This window comes from Bradyrhizobium sp. Leo114 (genome assembly GCF_055229415.2).
In genome coordinates this window covers 1-17,710 of the sequence record NZ_JBUYEN020000085.1, presented here as the reverse complement: position 1 = coordinate 17,710, position 17,710 = coordinate 1, and the positions used below count along the sequence as shown (strand labels likewise).

Sequence of the window (17,710 nt, the reverse complement as noted above, 5' to 3'; positions counted from 1 at the left end):
CGTTCCTTTGCGCGACGCCAGCGCCCGCAGGCCCTTCCCACGACCTTTCACCGTTCTCATCCAGCGGTAAATCACGCTGCGGTGAAATCCATAGCTCTCGACGACGGCGCTCGGCTTTTCACCTTCGCGCACTCGCTCCAACGCCATCATGCGGATTTCTTCCAGGGTTCGATGGTCAAGTTGTCGGCCGTCGCGTTTCATGCCGATAGCATACACCAACGCCGCAACAATGTCGCCTATCTTTCTGACCTATGAGTAAGTTGACTCGCCAACCCGGCGAAGCTTCTGTTTTCGTCGTTATGATGTTGGTGCATAGGTGTCGTTCCGCTCTCCTCGCGTCTAATGCAGTCTGGCGTAGCTTGTTATTTATACTTGGCGCAACAAATGCGAAAATTTAGAGGCCGGATTGCATGAAACTGGTGGATCGAGCATCGCGATAGATGGCGGCTTCAGTCGCATTACGTGTGATCAGCCCCGATAAGCGCCAGGGAACACAATGTCCTGATCGACAAGGACGTTGAACTGATAACCGGGGCGAATCTCCAGCGCCGGCTGCACGTCGAGGTTCTTGTTGATGGTGCGCTCCGCAACACGGCCGAAGGTTTCCGCAAAATTCCGTCGTGCGGCGTCCGACGCGGTCTGCTGCGTCGCGAGCGTCGAGCTCTGCGGGACCGCCATATCTATGCCCGTGCCGATGATCGCGAGCAGGATCGCGGAGCCGAAGGTCTTGAAGTAGTGGTTGTCGACCTGGTCGGTGAAGCCGCCATAGCCTTCCGCGTCCGTTCCGGCCATGCCGCCGATCTGGACGGTCGAACCGTTCGGGAAAATGATGTCGGTCCAGATGACGAGGACGCGGCTCTGGCCGAAGGAGATCTTGCTGTCGTAGCGGCCCATCAGCTTTGTTCCCTGAGGAATAAGCAGGCGGTGGCCGGTCGCACTGTCGTAGACGTTCTGGCTGACCTGGGCGGTAATGCGGCCCGGCAGATCGGAGTTGATGCCGGTGATCAGCGTCGCCGGGATGACGGAGCCGCGCTTGAGCTCATAGTAGGAGCGCGGGGGAACGACCTGGTTCGGCAGATAGCCGAGCTTGGCGAGGTCGGAGTTGAAAAAATTCTCCTTCTTCGCTTGCCCGTTGGGATAGAGGTTCTGGCCGTTGAGCCCGGTCAGAAGCGCGAGGCTGTAGAGGTCGGTCGGCGAGGATGAGGTCGGTGTCATCGCGCCCGGTTTCGCCGGCGACGTGGCCGCCGACGTCGCCTTGATCTTCTGCGTGTCGATGGCGAGCGGCGAATCCAGCGCGATGTTGCTCGCCTGCAGACGCGCCATTCTCTGGCGCTGGCGCTCCCGGAGGAGCTGTTCCTGTCCATCGCGGGCCAGACGCGCCCGCCAGGCTTCTTCGGATTCGAGTGCGCCGCCCCTCGGCTCTGCGACGGCAAGCTGTGGCGGGACGAAGGGGTTTTGCGGCGCAGGTTTCGGCTCGGGCGTCGGCGCCGCGGGCGGAGGCTGCTGGCCGTCGCCGATGATGCCGTCGGCAACGCCTCGCTTCATCTGATCGGCGAAGGTCGTGGCGGGCGCGCCGCCGGTCGAACCCGTGTCAGGCGTTGAGCGGAATGCGAGTCCCCTCGAGGTCAGCCCGTAGAAGATCACTGCGAGGAACACGATGCCGAGCACGGCCGCGGCGATGATCGGCAGGCGGTTGAGACGGCGGATGTCTTTCGGCGCGCCCGTCCCGCCGCCGAGTTGCAGAGATTGCGTCATGCCCCCTCCCCTCCCCGCTTCATCACCGAGACCGGGCTTGCCGGCAGCGCCCCCGTCGCGGTCGCGGAATAGACGCGGCCGATCTCGATCGAGCCGGTCGTGAGACGAGCGAGCGTCTGCCCGTCCATGGAGGCGAGCACATAGGCGAGCCGGATCGCTTTTGGATCCTTGGTCTCCTGATCGGTCGTGACGGCATAACCCCAGCCCCTGAGAGAGGTCTCCAACGCCGAACCGAAGGCGGAGCCATCGGGCTTCAGGACGAAGGTCGCCTTTCCCTGGCCGATTTGTTCGGCGAGGCGCGGGACGAGATCGCCGGCGACGGCGGAGGCGGCAGGCGTCGAGAGTTCGGCCGGCGCGGTGCTTGGGACAAGCCCGTCGGTGCCGAATGTCGCGCATCCGGAAAGAAGGGCGGCCGTGAGGAGGAAGGCGGCCGCGCGCGCCCTGCGGCAGCTGGTGAAGAAGTGGCTGGCCATGCCGTCACCCTCCCCTCTGGATGGTGATCTTCTCCTGGCTCCAGCCGACGCCGGAGAGGAGGATCGCCTTGTCGACCGCATAGTCGACGATCATGATGTTGCTCTTCATCCGGTAGTTGACGATGCGGTTCTGGCCGCCTGAGACCACGAACAGGACGGGGGCGTCCTGCGAGGCGACGGATTCCGGGAACTGGATGTAGGTCTTCGTGCCGTCGCTATAGACTTGGGTCGGCCGCCAGCCCGCGCTGCCGGAGACCGCATAGCTGAAGTTCAGCTGCTCCGCCGGCACGCCGGCGCCGCCCGCCTCGATCCGGGCGTTGACGTCGGCAAGGCGCGAGGAGACGTCCTCGGGATAGTCGAAGCCGACGCGCGCCATGTACTGGGTCGGGTGCGACTTGAGCTGGATGTGATAGGTCCGTCGCGACGTCGTCACCACTATGGAGGTGACGAGGCCGGGCTCGGTCGGCTTGACGATGAGGTGGATTGCCTGGCCGCCCGTCGCGCCGGAGGTCGCGGGCTCAACCTTCCAGCGCACGGTGTCGCCGACGAGGACGTCGCGCACCACCTCGCCACCCTGCAGTTCGATATCGCAGACCTGCAGCGGCGAGCAGACCACGGAGGGCTGCACCTCGCCATAGAGGAAGATCACCTTGCCATCGGCGCCCCGTGTCACGAGCCCGGTCCGGCCGCGCCACTGGCCGGAAATGTCCATGCCCTTGGCTTCCTTCCGGTTGAGGCTTTGGGCATCGGCGCTGTGAAGGCCGGTGACGGAAACGAGGGCGGTCGCGATCAGAAGGGCGGCCTGGAAGCTTGGTCTTGTCGCAGTCATAGTTAAGGGCGCGCCTTTCAGATCTGTGCGGTCCAGTCGAAATCCTTGAGGTAGAGGCCGATCGGGTTGAGCCGGATCACCGCCTCGTCCTGCGGCGGGATCAGCACGACGCTGGCCACGCCCCGGAAGCGCCGGGTCGCCACTTCCTTGCCCTTGCGGTCGCGCTCGTATTCGGTCCAGTCGATCTGGAAGGACTGCGGCGACAGCGGCACGACATTATTGACCTCGATCGCGACCGTTGCGGTCTTGGCCTTGTCGAACGGCGAGCTCGAGCGGAACCAGGCGTTGACCTTTTCGGTCGCGGGGTCCGTCGTGCGCAGCATGGCGTAGACGCGGTCGATATATTGCTTCTGCACCACCGTGTCCGGCGTCACCGATCGGAAGTTGGTGATGAAGCCCGCAAGCGTGGCGCGCACCACGCGAGGATCGGCATATTCGATCCGCGCCGGAAACCCCGCGCTCACCGAAGAACCGAGCTTATCAACTTCAACGATATAGGGAACGAGCTTGACCTGCGTGCTCTGATAGAGCGCATAGCTCGTGCTCATGAACGCGAGGCCGAGGCTTGCAATGCCGACGATGCGCCAGGCGCTGGCGGCCTTCACATAGGAGCCGTAGCGCTCGGTCCATTCCCGCCGCGCGGCGATATAGGGATTTTCGGGACTGCTGGGGGAGGCCAAACGTGTTTCTTCCGTCAATTGTCATATTTTTGGGGCGAAGGGGTCGGCGTACCGTTGCCGCCTTTCTCGAGCTTCGCATTGGCGAGCCCGAGCAGCGATCCGGCATAGGCGCCGGGCGCACCGATCGCCTTGTCGCGGGCGGCCGAGGCGAGCGCGCCTCCGGCCGACGCGGCGCCGCGCAATCCGGCCATTGCGGCGCCGCCGACAGATGAACCGCTCGCGCGCGCCGCCGAGAAGGCCGCTGCGCCAGCGTTGGCCCCGCCCATCGCGAGGGCAGTGCCTCCGGCCGCGAAACTCGCGGCCTGCGCGCCGTGCCGGATCACCTCCATGCCGCCGCTGACCGAAGCGCCTTGAACCACGCCCTGGACGATGGCCGGCACGTACATCGCGAGGATGAAGACGACGACCGCGATGCCGGCGATGGCGAGCGCGGTCTGGTACTGGTTGCCGACCGACGTATCCTGGGCGAGGCCGATCAGTACGTCGGAACCGATCTTGGCGATCATCACGAGCGACATGAGCTTCATGCCGACCGAGAAGGCGTAGACGAGGTAGCGGATCGCAAAGTCCTTGGTGAAGGATGAGCCGCCGAGGCCGAGCATGATCATGCCGGCGAGAAGGCCGACATACATCTCGACGAGAACGGCGAGGAAGATCGCCGCCACCAGCGAGAAGGCGATGACGCTGACGATCATGGCGAGTGAGGCCGAGAGCGCCAGCGCGTTGTCCTGAAACACGCCGAAGGAGATCTTCTGCGACATGGCGGAGGCGACCGTCAGGCCGGCATTGAAGACGTTCGCCGGCGAAGCCGAGCCGCTGCCGCCGCCGATCTGGAACAGGCTGTCGACCACGGCCTTGGCGAAACTCGGCCCCTCCGTGAGGACGAAGGCGAAGAAGCCGATGAACATGATCCGGCGCACGAGCTCGGCGAACCAGGCCTCGATCGTCGCGGCCTGGATCGCGAGCCAGACCGCGGCGATGCCGACCTCGATGCCGGCGAGAATCCAGAACAGCGATTTTGCGGCATCCGTGACAGTTTTTTCCCAACCCTTCGCGGCCGTGACCACCTGGTTCTCGACCGTCGTCAGCACGCCGCCATCCGCGGCGGCGATTGCCGGGTCGACGGCGCAAAGAAAGACGGTGGCTGCGACGGCAATGACGAGCACCGTCGAAGGACGGGTGAGAAAGGAGGCCGTCACCATCGCGGACGTATCTCCTGTCCGTTGGTCATGTCGTACTTTTGCGGCGCGCCGAAAAAGTCCTTCGCGCGCTTGCGGTCATCGCTCGCGTGCGGAGCCGGCGCCGGATCGGTTGCGGCCGGGGTCGTCGGCGTGCGCAGGGAAAGCCAGAGACCGATGGCGGCCGCCGCGCATGTGCAAATGATGACGACCAGAGCGGGAGGTTTCACCATCTCGGACGCATCTCCTGTCCGCCCGACATCGAGGGCGCCGTCGACTTGAAGAACTCCTCCCGGCGCGCTTGTGCGAGGTCCTTCTCGGCCTGTTCCGACTGATACCAGGTCGCCATCATCGTCATCTGCTGGGAGACGAGCCCGCGCAGCTTCTGCATCTGGGCGACCTGCTGGGTCGCGATCTGGTGGCTGACCTGCAGCGCCTTCATCTGACCGTCGGCGCCTTCCGACATCGTGCGGAGCTGCGACATGGTCGCCTCCTCGCTCGATAACTGATCGGCGGTGAGGCTCGCGGCGCGCAGCGTGCCGCCGATCGTGTCGCGGTTGGTCGAGGACCACGTCTGATAGGTCGACGAGAAGCTGGCATTGTTCGGCAGACTGGTCTTGAAGTCGGCGTAGCTCTGGAAGCGCTGCTTCAGCACATCGTCGATATTGCCCATCGAGAAGGCGATGCCCTGCCCCTGGCTAACGATGTTCCTGAGCTGGTTGAGATCGCTCTGGACCTGCCCCCAGATATGGTTCGACAACTGCGCGGTGTTCTGCAGCATGTTGCTGTAGATCTTCAGCTGGTTCTGAATCTGCTCGGCGAGCTGGGTGATCTGCTTGATCTGGTTGTTCACCTGCTCGGCCGATTTGCCGACCAGCGAAACGAGTTCGCTGTTGTTGAGCATCTGCGTCCACTCGGTCGCGCCGCCACTGAGGGCGCCGCCGCCAGCGAAGGCGGATCTCGCCAAGAACGGAATGGCGAAGGCGGCGGTCGCCGCGCCGCGCAGGAATTCCAATCTAGTCATGTGCGAGTAGCGCCTCGGCATGAGCGATCCCCCTTGTCTGGAGCCAGTACGCCGGCCAGGTGCGGCCGTGCGCTGTCTTGAGTTCCGTGATGCGTTTGAGATCGTCCCGGCCGGAGGCGCCGACGAAGGCGAGCGCGACCGGACCCAGCGCCATGTCGAAGAGGCGACGTCCGGCGGGGGAGGTGACGTAATATTCGCGCTTCGGGATCGCGTTGGAGACGATCTCGACCTGGCGCTCGTTGAAGCCGAGGCGTTCGTAGAACTCGCGCGTTCCCGGCTCACGCGCCGCGCCGTTCGGCAGGCAGATTTTGGTCGGGCAGGATTCCTTCAGCACGTCGATGATGCCGGAACGCTCGGCGTCCGAGATCGACTGCGTGGCGAGCACCACGGCGCAATTGGCCTTGCGCAGCACCTTCAGCCATTCGCGGATTTTGTCGCGGAAGACGGGATGGCCCAGCATCAGCCAGGCCTCGTCGAGCAGGATAAGGCTCGGAGCGCCGGTCAGCCGCTTCTCGATCCTCCGGAACAGATAAGTGAGCACGGGCACGAGGCTGCGCTCGCCCATGTTCATCAGCTCCTCGATCTCGAAGGTCTGGAAACCGCCGAGCACCAGCCCGTCGCGCTCGGCATCGAGCAGATGCCCCATCGGGCCGTCGACCGTATAGTGGTGCAGCGCGTCCTTGATCTCGCGCATCTGCACGCCCGAGACGAGGTCGGAGAGCGAGCGTCCCGGCGCCCCCGCCATGAGGGCGACCTGGCGCGAGATGGCGTTGCGATGATCCGGCGTGACGCTGACGCCCTGCAGCGCCACGAGCGTCTCGATCCACTCTGACGCCCAGGCGCGGTCGGCGTCGGTGGCAAGTTCGGCGAGCGGGCAGAAGGCAAGCTGAGGCCCCTCCCCTGCCCCGCCAATCTCATAGTGATCGCCGCCAGCCGCGAGCGTCAGCGGCATCAACGATGGGCCCTTGTCGAAGGCGAAGATCTGCGCGCCGCTGTAGCGGCGGAATTGCGCGGCGATCAGCGCCAGAAGGGTCGATTTGCCGGAGCCGGTCGGGCCGAAGATCAGGCTGTGACCGACATCGTCGGTGTGAAGGTTCAGCCGGAACGGGGTCGAGCCCGACGCCACCTGCATCAGCGGTGGTGAACCCTCCGGATAGAACGGGCATGGCGCGACTGGGCTACCCGACCAGACAGAATTGAGCGGCAGAAGGTCGGCGAGGTTGCGGGTATGGATCAGCGGCTCGCGGATGTTCGCATACCAGTTGCCGGGCAGCGATCCGAGGAAGGCCTCCGTGGCGTTCAGCGTCTCGATGCGGGCGCCAAAACCCTCGGCCTGGACGACACGGCGAATGCCCTCGCACTTTTCGCGTAGCCGTTCGGCATCGTGATCCTGCAGCACGATGACCGGGGTGTAGTAGCCATAGGCGACGAGCTGCGATGCCGCTTCGGCGATTGCATCCTGTGTCTCGGCGACCATGGCCATGGCGTCCTGGTCGACCGAACGCGACTGGGTCTGGAACAGCTGGTCGAAGAAGGGCCGGACCTTCTGCTGCCACTTCTTGCGGGTGCGCTCGAGCCGTTCGCGCGCTTCGATCTGGTCGAGGAACATGAAGCGCGACGACCAGCGATAGGTCAGCGGCATCTGGTCGAGCACATTGAGGATGCCCGGCCAGCTTTCCGCCGGCAGTCCGTCAATCGCCACCACGCCGACGTAACGGCCGTCGACCATCGGCGTCAGCCCGTGCTGATATTCGGCGGTGACGAGCCAATCGAGATACATCGGGATCTCGGGCAGGCGGACCGGATGGTTCTCTCCGGTGACGCAGAAGCGCACGAACTGGAAGAGCTCGTCATAGCGCGCGATGCGCGTCCCGCCGTGTTCCACGGTCTCGCGCGTCCGCATGCGCTGGATCGACAGCAGGTTCGACAGATATTGCTCGATCTCGCGAATCGAGGTCCTGAAGTTGCGGAGCGCCGTGTCGGCGAAGCTCGCCGAACGGCTGTCCTTGTCGGAGTAGGCGTACTTGGCGAGGCCCGACTTGCGCCGCTCTGGCGGGCGCCAGGTCAGGATCAGGGCATGCCGGCTTTCGTAGTGCCCTTTCTCCCGTTCGAAATGCCCGCGCCGCTCCTCGTCGATCGCGCGCGTGACCGCGTCGGGGAAATGCCCGTCCTTGCGGGCGGGATAGTCGGTGGCCGGAATGCGCAGCGCCTCGACCTGGATCATCCAGCCCGAGCCGAGGCGGGCCAGGATGGCATTGATCTGCCGGGACACATCGTTGCGCTCGGCGTCGGTCGAGCTCTCCGAATCCGGCCCGGCAAAATACCAGCCGGCCATCAGCGAGCCGTCCTTAAGGAGGGCGATGCCGTCATCGACCAGTCCCGCGTAGGGCACGAGGTCGGCGAAGGACGGCCCGGAATGGCGGAAGGAACGCAGCGCAACCATGCTCGATCCTCAGAAGCGCCGCCAAGGCGAAGAGGTCGGGCGATAGTGCTGGCGGTAGCCGACATGGCGAAGATAGACGCGCCGCATCGCCGGATCGGCCTTCGCCATCATCCGCAGCAGGCCGACAGTGAAGGTCCAGATCGTGACGCCGAGCAGTGCCGCATACCAGGTGAGCACCACGAAAATCAGGATGACGGCCGCGAGGCCCGTCAACAGCACGAGCTCGCGGTCGGCGCCCATCAGCAGATTGGGACGCGAGAGCGCGCGGTGGATACGCGAGCGGGCGAGAGCGGAGCCGGCTTCAGCCATGAGCCCCCTCCCCTGCCCGGATGCCGGGTGAGACAGGGGTGGCCGTTGTGTCGGTTGCGACGGTGCCGATCGAAGCGCCGGTGGAACCGAACAGGGCGACGATCTGGGTCGAACCAAGCAGGATGCCGGCGACGAGTACGATGTACATCAGCCGCCGCGCGAAATCGTTCAGCTCGCCGCCAAAGATCAGCATGCCGCCGGCGACCGCCACGGCCGCGAGTGCGATGAAGCCGGCGACCGGGCCGGTGATGGATTTCTGGATCTGCTCAAGCGGACTTTCCCAAGGCAGGCTGCCGCCCGAGGAGGCAAGCGCGGGATGAGTGATCAGCAGGCCGAGCGCGAGCCCCAGCGCGATGCGGGCGGCAAGGCGGTCAGGCGACATTGGTTTCCTCCTTTGGGCAATAGGATTCGGTCTGGTAGCGGCCGTTGACGAAGCCCTCGACGTGGAGGATGTCGCGCAGGACGCGGCCCCTCGTGGTCCGCTCGATCGAGACGATCAGGTCGACGGCTTCGCCGATTACCTCACGCATCGGCTGCTGGCTCGCTTCGGCGATGAGCTGCTCGAGCCGGCGCAGGGCCGACTCGGCGGTGTTCGCATGAACGGTGGCTACGCCACCGGGATGGCCTGTGTTCCAGGCTTTGAGCAGCGTAAGCGCGGCGCCGTCGCGGACCTCGCCCACGACGATGCGATCGGGCCTGAGCCGCATGGTGCTCTTGAGAAGCCGGGCCATGTCGACGGTGTCGCTGGTGTGCAACGCGACTACGTTTTCGGCCGGGCACTGGATCTCGGCCGTGTCCTCCAGGATCAGGATGCGGTCGTCAGGCGCTGTCTCGGCGATCTCCGCGATGACGGCGTTCGCCAGCGTCGTCTTGCCCGACCCGGTGCCCCCGGAAATGACGATGTTGAGGCGCGAGGCGACGGCGTTACGAATGATGTCGGCCTGGCGCTCCGTCATCACCCGGTTCTTCACATAGTCGGCAAGCAGAATCAGCCGCGACGCGCGCCGGCGGATCGTGAAGGCCGGCGCCTTGACAATCGGGGGCAGCAACCCCTCGAACCTGTGGCCGCCAATCGGCAATTCGCCGGAGATGATCGGCTGCTCGTCATCGGCTTCGGAATTGAGCGCATGCGCCACGCTGCCGATGACGATCTCCGCGGCGGCCGCGGTCATCTCTCCGGTCGCCGCCATGCCGTGGCCGAGCCGTTCGATGAACAGCTTGCCGTCCGGATTGAGCATGATCTCCACCACGCTTGCGTCCTCGAGGGCGACGCAGAGCTGGTCGCCCAGGGCTTCCTGCAGCTTGCGGATCAGGCGCGGATGAGAGCGCAATTGCGTCATCGCGACGGGCTCCCTTTAAGCCGCTTGCGGGAGCGGATAGATCGACGAGGCGGAGTCGTTCGGCCGCACGTGCTCGAAGCTCGCCCGGTCCGTCCGCAGCAGGCCGACGATGGCCGCCGTGTTGCCGATCGGCTTGGGCTCTTCGATCCGCGCCATCGGCCAGCCCGCGCGGCGCAGGATTAGCTCGATGCGGGCGGCGGTCACGGTGACGAGTTCGGAATAGCCGTTCGCCATCGACCATTCGATGATCGCCGCGAACATGGTCCAGGTGGCGTCATGAAGCGCCTGCCCTGCCCTCCCCGTCTCCATCGACGTGTCGACGCAGAAGCGCGAGCTTTCGATCATGGCGGCGTGAGGCAGGCCCGACGCGATCAACTCGGGAAAGCGCACGGACAGCAGCGTCGGCCCTGTCGTGGAAAGCAATCGGGCGCAGCCCGCGACCTCGTTTCGGTCGGATAGCGCCAGGATGTAGGTCGGCCGGCAGGGGTCGAACTGATCGGCCTCGTGCCCGTCCCTGACCACGACGTTCAGGCGCTCGCGGAAGACGCGGGCGCGAAGTCTATGCATCGAATCGAGAAGGACAGCCGAGTGACTGTCAGTTTTGGGTGGAACGGCGATGGCCCGCATGCGTGTTGCTCCGAATCTGTCGGGTTCGAAGGGCTAAAAGCCACCATCGCGGGGCCGGCGCGACTAATGAAATTATGAGCGGGGTTCTCCATGCCCGGGTGGGTCGGCATCGACAAAGCCTGAAAGCGGTCGTGGGATCGTGAATAGCGAGCGCTGGCGCCCCTCATAAAACCATGAGCCCCGGCAGGGCCGCATTCTCAATGAAGCGCGCAGTTATGCTATTGATTGGAATGCAATAAATGCGTTCAACGCGCCGATGCGATCCGCGTGCGGAGGTGCCAGAAGCCCGGCGATCGTGCCCCACGGGTCACGCCCGTTCTCATTGATTGGCCAAAATCGGAGCTTCGAGGCGACAACTTGCAAAAATAGTCCTTGCGCGACTCTGTGGAATCGGCAGAAAACCTTTAATGACGCAAATCATCCGCAGTTCGTCTGGAAAGCGCAAGTGACAGCCAGCATCGATACAGAGGGAACGCAGGTCCGCAGTCTCATAAAAGAGCAAGGGACAGCGCTTTCCCGGAATCTGACCGAGCACCGCCTGAAGAGCTTTCCGCCGACGGCCGCGAAGGCTTTCCGCAAAATGTCTCCCTCCGAAGTGGCGGCTCTCTTGAGGGTGACGGAAAGCTGGCTCCGTCAGACGGCGATCGCATACGGTGAGGACTTGACCAGCAAGGGGCAGTCCCGCCGCACCTACACGCTGGAAGACATCCAGACTCTTCGTAAAACCCTGGGCGCCAAACCACGTTCCTCGGAGAAATATCTCCCTGGGCGACGGGATGGCGAGGCGCTCCAGATCATTTCGATTCTGAATTTCAAGGGCGGCTCGGCCAAGACAACCACGGCCGCCAATCTCTCGCAGTACTTGGCCCTGCATGGCTATCGTGTGCTGGTCATCGACCTCGATCCGCAAGCCAGTTTGACAACAATGTTCGGCGTCGCGCCGGAGGTCGATGTCGAGCCCGATCACACCATCTACGGCGCCATCCGCTACGACAGTGAGGCGCGCAGCATCCGCGAGATCATCCGCAAGACCTACATTCCAGGGCTCGATCTGGTCCCGGCCGGTCTCGAGCTGATGGAATACGAGCATGCGACGCCGCGGATACTCCATGAGCGGCATTTGCCTGCGGCATCAATCTTCGCTCGTATCCAGAACGCCATCAGTGAGGTGGACGACGATTACGATCTCGTCATCATCGACTGCCCTCCCCAGCTTGGATATCTCACCTTCGGCGCACTGTTCGCCGCCACATCGGTTCTGATCACCGTTCATCCCCAGATGCTTGACGTGATGTCGATGTCTCAGTTCCTGACCATGCTCGGCGACCTGCTGGATGTGATCGCGAGCAACACCGGGGCTGAGCCGAATTACCATTGGCTGCGCTATCTTCTGACGCGTTTCGAGTCAGCCGACGGGCCTCAAAATCAGATGGCCGGGTTTATGCGGACCGTCTTCGGCGAGCACATTCTCAACCATCCGACCTACAAATCGACGGCCATTTCGGATGCTGGGTTGACCAGCCAGACAATCTACGAGGTCGAGCGTAATCAGTTTGTCCGCGCCACCTACGATCGCGCTCTTGAGACCGTCAACGCGGTCAACAGCGAGATCGAGCAACTCATCCATCGAGCTTGGGGACGCTGATGAGGAAGAACATCTTCTCCAACGTTATCCCGGCGGGCGGTCAATCAGATTCGAGTACGCAGCAGGTTAAGCAACCCGTCCAGCGGGCCGGGCCTCTTAGCACCTTAAGCGGCATCCTGGAGAATTCGGCTGAAGAAACGCGCCGGCTCCAGGAGACGGTTAGCGATCTCAACAAGCAGCTGCAATCTGGCGTCAATGTCGTCGAGATCGATCCGGCTCTCATAGACCCCTCGCCTATTCGCGATCGCCTCGACGATCCGGCATCTGACGAGAACGAGTCGCTGCGAGCTAGCATCGCCGAAAGCGGCCAGAGGGTCCCTGCCCTGCTCCGGCCGAACCCGTCAGCACCAGGCCGCTATCTCACGGTCTTCGGCCATCGGCGCGTGGCGGCTGTTAAAGCTCTCGGCCGACCCCTGAAAGCCGTCGTCACGGACATTGGCGAGGAAGAGGCCCTGGTCGCTCAGGGGCAGGAGAACAACGAGCGTAACAACACCTCTTTCATCGAGAAGTGCCTGTTTGCTCGGCGACTGAAAGATCGCGGCCTCAAGGGCGAACGTCTCGTTTCTGCCATCTCGGCCAGCAAATCGACGGTCTACAAAATGATCGAGGTTGCTTCGATGATTCCCGAAGATGTCATCATCGCGATCGGCCCCGCCCCTTCTGTTGGGCGGCCAAGATGGGCCACTCTGGCGGAGACCATCCCGTCGAATATGAAGGTTTGCCGCAGACTTCTCGGCGACACTGAGTTTCTGAGACTCGGTAGCGATGAGCGCTTCAATGCCGTTTTCGCTGCGGCTTCCAGGAGGGAAACGAAAAAGTCCGCAGCTGCGGACTTTTCTCCGATCGCGGGTCGCAATGGATCCGAGTTCGCACTCGTTAAGCGGTCGCCGTCTGGCGATATGACCGTGAAGATCCCCAAGAATGATGGGTCTTCGCGTAAGGATGGCCGCCCGTTCGGTGAGTGGCTCGAAAGCCGGATGGCGTCTCTCTACGACGATTGGCTCGACGGCCAGTAGGAGTTGGCATCTGGCAACCCCCAGTTTGCGTCCCTAACCGCGTAACGATCAACCCAGAACCAAGGAGCAGCCGCAAAAGAAAAGGCCCCCGAAGCGAAGCCCCGGAAGCCCTTTCTCATCAATCTTGGCGGATTTGAGAAAACACCTTCCGCGAATCGCTGTCAAGAGTCCTAGGCGTCGATTCGGCGAGCAAATTTCTTTTGCCTGACAACAAATGCAGACACGTGCCCCAACGACGCCCTTTGGGCGGCGACCGTTGACGCTTACCCATGTGGCAACGCAGATCGTCGCGACTTCGCGGCCGCCCGAAAAGGTCGTCCACAAATGGAAGATCTTCCAGGCTCTCTGCACGGCCAGGCCGAAACTCGGTGTCTCCGAACGTTCACTGGCGGTCCTGAATGCGCTGCTGACTTTCCATCCGGAGACGGCGCTCACCGGAGAGGACGATCTGATCGTCTTCCCGTCGAACGTCCAGTTGTCTCTGCGAGCCCATGGCATGCCGATCTCAACGTTGAAACGTCATCTGGCGGCCCTGGTCGATGCTGGCCTGATCGTTCGCCGGGACTCACCGAACGGCAAGCGCTATGCCAGAAAGGATATGGCAGGGGAGATCGATCGCGCCTTCGGCTTCGACATCTCGCCGTTGGTTGCCCGTTCCGATGAGATCGAGCGCCTAGCCGAGGAGATCGCGGCCGAGATCAGGGCCGTGAAGCTGGCCCGCGAGCGCATCACGCTATGCCGGCGCGACATCGCCAAGATGATCGCCTCCGGCATTGAGGAGAGCGTACCCGCCGACTGGCCCAGGATTCACGTCGGATTCCGGGCGATCGTGGACGGAATTCCACGCTCGCCAACACTTGAGCAGCTGGAGGAGGCCGCCGATACGCTTTCTCAACTTGCCGACGACGTGCTTGATCTGCTGAAATCACACGTCAAAACGTCGAATCTGGACTCCAATGAGGCCCATTCTGAGCCGCACAAACAGAATTCAAATCCAAACTCCTTTATTGATCTTGAACCAGCCTTCAAAAAAGGCAGGGCGGCTAGGCCGTCGCCAGACCAACAAGCGCCGAGGGGAGGGGAGGGGAGCTATCCCTTAGGAATGGTACTGCAGGCGTGTGGCGACCTGGCCGATTACGCCAAGGACGGCCAGATTTCGAATTGGCGCGATTTCCTGGCGACGGCCGCTGTGGTCCGGCCGATGCTCGGGATCAGTCCCAGCGCTTGGGAGGAGGCGCAGTGCGTTATGGGTGAGGTCCAGGCCGCGATCGTTGTCGCTTGCATCCTCGAGCGGAGCGCCACCATCAATTCCGCCGGCGGCTATCTGCGCGGCCTGACGGCGAAAGCCGGGGCAGGGGAGTTCTCGCTCGGGCCGATCCTGATGGCGCAGATGAATGCCCGGCTGAAGAAAACGAAAACGCGGGCCTAATTCATGGAACGGTTTGGTAGCGCCAACCTTTATAGTAAAGTAGCGCGCAACTGATGGAGATCTCATATGGCGCGGCCCAAGCACACCGATGACGGCCTGACCAAGTTTCAGCGCTACCGCCAGCAGCAGCAGCATCGCGGCATGAAGCAGCTGCGTATCTGGGTGCCTGATCCCCACAAGCCGGAATTTGCCGCCGAAGCCAGGCGGCAGGGATTGCTGCTGCGCGGCCGGCCCGAGGAAGCGGAGGCGCTGGATTTCATTGCCGCCGCGACTGAATGGCCTGAATCGTGAGGAGAGGGGATCTCGTCACGGTTTCGGCACAGGGCGACTACGGCAAGCCCCGTCCGGCGGTCGTCATCCAGTCCGATGTGCTCAATGCGGCGGACAGCGTGCTCGTGGTCTTGCTCACCGGCACGATCGCCGATGCCCCGCTATATCGGCTCACCATCGAGCCGACGGCCTCGAACGGTCTCAAACTCGTCTCACAGGTCATGGTCGACAAGGTTCTGGCCTATCCGCGTGCCAAATGCGGCCCGGTGATAGGCCATCTGTCAGGCGCCGATATGCTGGCGCTGAACAACATGCTGTCCGTGATGATCGGGCTCGCCGACTGATTGGACAGCAACAAAGAAGGGAGGCCCGATGAATATCATCGTCGACTGGAAGACTGAGCCTTGGCAGGCCGCCAATCCACGCTCCAAAAGAATGGAGCGCAACTGGTTGATCAGCGCCGTACGCTCGGCGACTAGGCCGTGTGGACAGTTACCTTATCCAGAGCAGAGTGGCGGCAATGGCGACGACGGCGAAGTAGTTTCGCGCGGTCTTTTCGTAGCGCGTGGCGACACGCCTGAACTGCTTCAGTTTTGAGAAGCAGCATTCGACGAGGTGACGCTCGGCGTAAAGGGGCTTGTTGAGCGGATATTTCTTGGTCCGCGAAGGATTGTTTGGAATGACGGCCTGTGCGCCCTTTGCGGCGATGGCGGCTCTGAACGCGTCGGAATCGTAGGCCGCATCCGCCATGACGAACTCGGCCGCAAGGCCCTCGACGAGGGGCTGGGCTTGTGGGGCATCGCCGGCTTGGCCTGCCGTCAGGAAGAAACGGACCGGACAGCCCAAGCCGCGGACGGCCATATGGATCTTAGTCGTCAGGCCGCCGCGCGATCGACCGATGGCCTGATTTTGAGCCCCCCTTTTGCGCCGCTGGCGTGCGGGTGGGCGCGGACGATGGTGGAATCGACGATCAGGTATTCAAAGTCCGGATCATCCGCCAGCGCCTCGATCATGCGCAGCCAGACCCCTTTGGCGCTCCATCGGCTGAAGCGCCGGAACACGCTATTCCAGTCGCCGAACGCTTCAGGCAGATCGCGCCACGGCGAGCCGGTGCGCACAATCCACAAAACGCCCTCGACGAACATCCGAGTTATCGCGCCCCGTCGAACCGCGCTGGTCCGGCCGGCCGATGATCAAGCCGGATATTCGATCCCATTGCGCATCGCTTAGAACCAGCCGATCCTTGACGCCCAAGGCTTCCTCCTAAAAGAAAGCCTTGAATCACGTTCAATCTGATTTGAGAATCCCAAGAGTCCACACGGCCTAGCCGTTCTCTCGAACTGTGTGGAGTCTGCACGTCGAGTTGATTCTGACTTTTGAACGTCTGGCAGTTCCTTCGTGACAACTGGCTTTCGAACCGCGTGTGCAAATCCTACAACGACATCCTCGATCACTGTTGCTACGCGTGGTACAAACTTATCGACCAGTCGTGGCGCATCATGTTTATCGGAATGCGCGATTGGGCATATCGGTTCTAATCAGCGGGAAGCGGCCTCAGAGCCCCGCCGCCTTCGTCAGATTGACGCGGAAGCGGTCGCGGCGCCGCTGATAACGGCGGGTCAGCTCGGCGCTGGCATGGCCCAACTGCTTCTGCACGTAGCGCTCGTCGACCTCCGCTGAGGAGGCGAGGCCGGCACGGAGGGAATGCCCGGCGAACTTCGTCTCCCGCTCGCCTTCCGGCAGATCGCCGCGCGTTTGACCAGCCGGGCGACCTGCTGATCGGCCAGCCGGTCCGGCCCGACATCCTTGCCTTGGTCGCGCACTCGGCGAAACAGCGGCCCGTGGCCGATCCGGGCCAGCTTCAGCCAGATCTGCAGGGCGACGATCGGGCAGGTGGCGTCGGACGAGCCGCGGCCGATCTCGACCCAGCCGCGGCCGTCCCCGGTCTGGTCGCGGCCGCAATCCAGGCCGACGATTTCCGAGCGCCGCAGACCGCCGGCGAAGCCGACCAGCAGCATGGCGCGATCCCTGAGGCCTCGCAAGGTGCCGCGATTGAGGGTCTCGAGCATGGCGATGATGTCTTCCGGCAGCACGGCTTCCTTCTGCCGGGGCGGGGCGGCGTGGGTGTTGCGGATGCCGGCGAGCACGGTCGCGATGTGCCGGTCCATGCGGGCGAGCGGCGTCCCGCGCTGCGCATAGTTCCAGGTCAGCGCTGAGAGCCTGCGCTCGATCGTCGCGACGGAATTGGCCTGGCGATCAGCCGTCGCGGCGCCCGAAGCGTAGGCGGTGATGTAAAGCCCGACCGTCTGGGGGGAGGGCGGTAGCACCTCGAGGCCCTGGCGCCGGCACCAGCCGGAAAAGTGCTTCCAGTCGGAGGCATAAGCCCGGCGCGTGTTGGCCGAGCTTGCCGCCCCGACATAGTCGCGGGCGCGCTCGGCGAGCCGTTCGAGATGCGCCGGCAGGCCGGAGTCCGCGGCCGGAAGCGGGGCGGGGAGGCCGCCGCCGATCTCGGCCGACGTTTCGACGGCGGAACGATCGACGGCTGGAGCCGGGGCTCTCAGGCGGCTTCGAGCGCTCTGGCGCACCATTTTCGAAGGTCTCGGCGGCGAGATCGGGCATTCCTCTATATAAGAGAAAAACGAACGATAAGGCAACATTATCGCTCGTTGTTATCCACCGACAGGCGCGGCGG

The 17,710-nt window shown here is 63.5% G+C and carries 18 protein-coding genes and 2 pseudogenes; 5 read left to right on the top strand and 15 right to left on the bottom strand.

Features of this window, described 5'->3' with window-relative positions; translation table 11 throughout:
- The 13 genes from ACZIRK_RS42595 to traI form a co-directional block, all read right to left on the bottom strand.
- Positions 1-201 (bottom strand): helix-turn-helix domain-containing protein (locus tag ACZIRK_RS42595; RefSeq protein ID WP_463703011.1); only part of this gene is annotated, 201 nt, incomplete at its 3' end.
- A gap of 267 nt (positions 202-468) precedes the next feature.
- On the bottom strand, positions 469-1,755 hold the full coding sequence (gene trbI, locus ACZIRK_RS42590) for an IncP-type conjugal transfer protein TrbI (RefSeq protein ID WP_130231667.1): 1,287 nt from the start codon (positions 1,753-1,755) through the stop codon (positions 469-471).
- Positions 1,752-2,228, bottom strand: coding sequence for a conjugal transfer protein TrbH (gene trbH, locus ACZIRK_RS42585; protein ID WP_130231669.1), 477 nt, complete (start codon positions 2,226-2,228; stop codon positions 1,752-1,754). Before trbH ends, trbI begins: the two co-directional genes overlap by 4 nt.
- A gap of 4 nt (positions 2,229-2,232) precedes the next feature.
- Positions 2,233-3,057: a P-type conjugative transfer protein TrbG gene (gene trbG, locus ACZIRK_RS42580; RefSeq protein WP_130231671.1), complete on the bottom strand. Its 825-nt coding sequence runs from the start codon at positions 3,055-3,057 to the stop codon at positions 2,233-2,235.
- Between the two features lie 17 nt (positions 3,058-3,074).
- Positions 3,075-3,737 (bottom strand): conjugal transfer protein TrbF, encoded by a 663-nt coding sequence (gene trbF, locus ACZIRK_RS42575; protein WP_130231673.1) that lies wholly within the window; start codon positions 3,735-3,737, stop codon positions 3,075-3,077.
- A gap of 14 nt (positions 3,738-3,751) precedes the next feature.
- A complete protein-coding gene (gene trbL, locus ACZIRK_RS42570) occupies positions 3,752-4,939 on the bottom strand; it encodes a P-type conjugative transfer protein TrbL (RefSeq protein WP_463702910.1) in 1,188 nt (395 codons plus the stop codon).
- Positions 4,933-5,148, bottom strand: a complete 216-nt coding sequence (gene trbK / locus ACZIRK_RS42565; protein ID WP_130230274.1) for an entry exclusion protein TrbK — start codon at positions 5,146-5,148, stop codon at positions 4,933-4,935. The genes trbL and trbK overlap by 7 nt, the downstream gene beginning before the upstream one ends.
- On the bottom strand, positions 5,142-5,939 hold the full coding sequence (trbJ, locus tag ACZIRK_RS42560) for a P-type conjugative transfer protein TrbJ (RefSeq protein ID WP_245475096.1): 798 nt from the start codon (positions 5,937-5,939) through the stop codon (positions 5,142-5,144). Before trbJ ends, trbK begins: the two co-directional genes overlap by 7 nt.
- The gene (locus ACZIRK_RS42555) at positions 5,932-8,382 is read right to left on the bottom strand and encodes a conjugal transfer protein TrbE (protein WP_130230278.1); all 2,451 of its coding nucleotides are present in this window, start codon (positions 8,380-8,382) and stop codon (positions 5,932-5,934) included. The genes trbJ and ACZIRK_RS42555 overlap by 8 nt, the downstream gene beginning before the upstream one ends.
- Positions 8,383-8,391: 9 nt before the next feature.
- Complete coding sequence (locus tag ACZIRK_RS42550) at positions 8,392-8,691, bottom strand: conjugal transfer protein TrbD (RefSeq protein WP_130230280.1); 300 nt, start codon at positions 8,689-8,691, stop codon at positions 8,392-8,394.
- Positions 8,684-9,073, bottom strand: coding sequence for a TrbC/VirB2 family protein (locus ACZIRK_RS42545; RefSeq protein ID WP_130230282.1), 390 nt, complete (start codon positions 9,071-9,073; stop codon positions 8,684-8,686). Before ACZIRK_RS42545 ends, ACZIRK_RS42550 begins: the two co-directional genes overlap by 8 nt.
- On the bottom strand, positions 9,063-10,031 hold the full coding sequence (gene trbB / locus ACZIRK_RS42540; RefSeq protein WP_130230284.1) for a P-type conjugative transfer ATPase TrbB: 969 nt from the start codon (positions 10,029-10,031) through the stop codon (positions 9,063-9,065). Before trbB ends, ACZIRK_RS42545 begins: the two co-directional genes overlap by 11 nt.
- Before the next feature lie 15 nt (positions 10,032-10,046).
- Positions 10,047-10,658 carry an acyl-homoserine-lactone synthase gene (gene traI / locus ACZIRK_RS42535; protein ID WP_130230286.1) on the bottom strand — a complete coding sequence of 204 codons (612 nt, stop codon included), beginning with the start codon at positions 10,656-10,658 and terminating at the stop codon, positions 10,047-10,049.
- A gap of 445 nt (positions 10,659-11,103) precedes the next feature.
- Here traI and repA point away from each other — a divergent pair, with 445 nt between their 5' ends.
- From repA to ACZIRK_RS42510, 5 genes are all read left to right on the top strand, one after another.
- Positions 11,104-12,303, top strand: a complete 1,200-nt coding sequence (repA, locus tag ACZIRK_RS42530; RefSeq protein ID WP_245475097.1) for a plasmid partitioning protein RepA — start codon at positions 11,104-11,106, stop codon at positions 12,301-12,303.
- Positions 12,303-13,319 carry a plasmid partitioning protein RepB gene (gene repB, locus ACZIRK_RS42525; protein WP_130230290.1) on the top strand — a complete coding sequence of 339 codons (1,017 nt, stop codon included), beginning with the start codon at positions 12,303-12,305 and terminating at the stop codon, positions 13,317-13,319. Before repA ends, repB begins: the two co-directional genes overlap by 1 nt.
- A gap of 214 nt (positions 13,320-13,533) precedes the next feature.
- Complete coding sequence (gene repC / locus ACZIRK_RS42520) at positions 13,534-14,748, top strand: plasmid replication protein RepC (protein ID WP_130230292.1); 1,215 nt, start codon at positions 13,534-13,536, stop codon at positions 14,746-14,748.
- A 66-nt stretch (positions 14,749-14,814) separates the two neighbouring features.
- A complete protein-coding gene (locus tag ACZIRK_RS42515) occupies positions 14,815-15,039 on the top strand; it encodes an antitoxin MazE-like protein (RefSeq protein ID WP_028152591.1) in 225 nt (74 codons plus the stop codon).
- Complete coding sequence (locus ACZIRK_RS42510; protein WP_130230294.1) at positions 15,036-15,362, top strand: type II toxin-antitoxin system PemK/MazF family toxin; 327 nt, start codon at positions 15,036-15,038, stop codon at positions 15,360-15,362. The genes ACZIRK_RS42515 and ACZIRK_RS42510 overlap by 4 nt, the downstream gene beginning before the upstream one ends.
- Before the next feature lie 148 nt (positions 15,363-15,510).
- Here ACZIRK_RS42510 and ACZIRK_RS42505 read toward each other — a convergent pair.
- Positions 15,511-16,272: pseudogene (locus ACZIRK_RS42505) on the bottom strand (IS5 family transposase).
- 300 nt (positions 16,273-16,572) lie between these two features.
- Positions 16,573-17,606 (bottom strand): annotated as a pseudogene (locus tag ACZIRK_RS42500) (tyrosine-type recombinase/integrase).
- Between the last annotated feature and the right edge of the window lie 104 nt (positions 17,607-17,710).

What these genes read in the sequence shown, in the direction of transcription:
- trbI (WP_130231667.1), bottom strand. Translation starts at nt 1,755, where the DNA reads ATGACGCAATCTCTGCAACTCGGCGGCGGGACGGGCGCGCCGAAAGAC.
- trbH (WP_130231669.1), bottom strand. Translation starts at nt 2,228, where the DNA reads ATGGCCAGCCACTTCTTCACCAGCTGCCGCAGGGCGCGCGCGGCCGCC.
- trbG (WP_130231671.1), bottom strand. Translation starts at nt 3,057, where the DNA reads ATGACTGCGACAAGACCAAGCTTCCAGGCCGCCCTTCTGATCGCGACC.
- trbL (WP_463702910.1), bottom strand. Translation starts at nt 4,939, where the DNA reads ATGGTGACGGCCTCCTTTCTCACCCGTCCTTCGACGGTGCTCGTCATT.
- trbK (WP_130230274.1), bottom strand. Translation starts at nt 5,148, where the DNA reads ATGGTGAAACCTCCCGCTCTGGTCGTCATCATTTGCACATGCGCGGCG.
- trbJ (WP_245475096.1), bottom strand. Translation starts at nt 5,939, where the DNA reads ATGACTAGATTGGAATTCCTGCGCGGCGCGGCGACCGCCGCCTTCGCC.
- ACZIRK_RS42555 (WP_130230278.1), bottom strand. Translation starts at nt 8,382, where the DNA reads ATGGTTGCGCTGCGTTCCTTCCGCCATTCCGGGCCGTCCTTCGCCGAC.
- ACZIRK_RS42550 (WP_130230280.1), bottom strand. Translation starts at nt 8,691, where the DNA reads ATGGCTGAAGCCGGCTCCGCTCTCGCCCGCTCGCGTATCCACCGCGCG.
- ACZIRK_RS42545 (WP_130230282.1), bottom strand. Translation starts at nt 9,073, where the DNA reads ATGTCGCCTGACCGCCTTGCCGCCCGCATCGCGCTGGGGCTCGCGCTC.
- trbB (WP_130230284.1), bottom strand. Translation starts at nt 10,031, where the DNA reads ATGACGCAATTGCGCTCTCATCCGCGCCTGATCCGCAAGCTGCAGGAA.
- traI (WP_130230286.1), bottom strand. Translation starts at nt 10,658, where the DNA reads ATGCGGGCCATCGCCGTTCCACCCAAAACTGACAGTCACTCGGCTGTC.
- repB (WP_130230290.1), top strand. Translation starts at nt 12,303, where the DNA reads ATGAGGAAGAACATCTTCTCCAACGTTATCCCGGCGGGCGGTCAATCA.
- repC (WP_130230292.1), top strand. Translation starts at nt 13,534, where the DNA reads ATGCAGACACGTGCCCCAACGACGCCCTTTGGGCGGCGACCGTTGACG.
- ACZIRK_RS42515 (WP_028152591.1), top strand. Translation starts at nt 14,815, where the DNA reads ATGGCGCGGCCCAAGCACACCGATGACGGCCTGACCAAGTTTCAGCGC.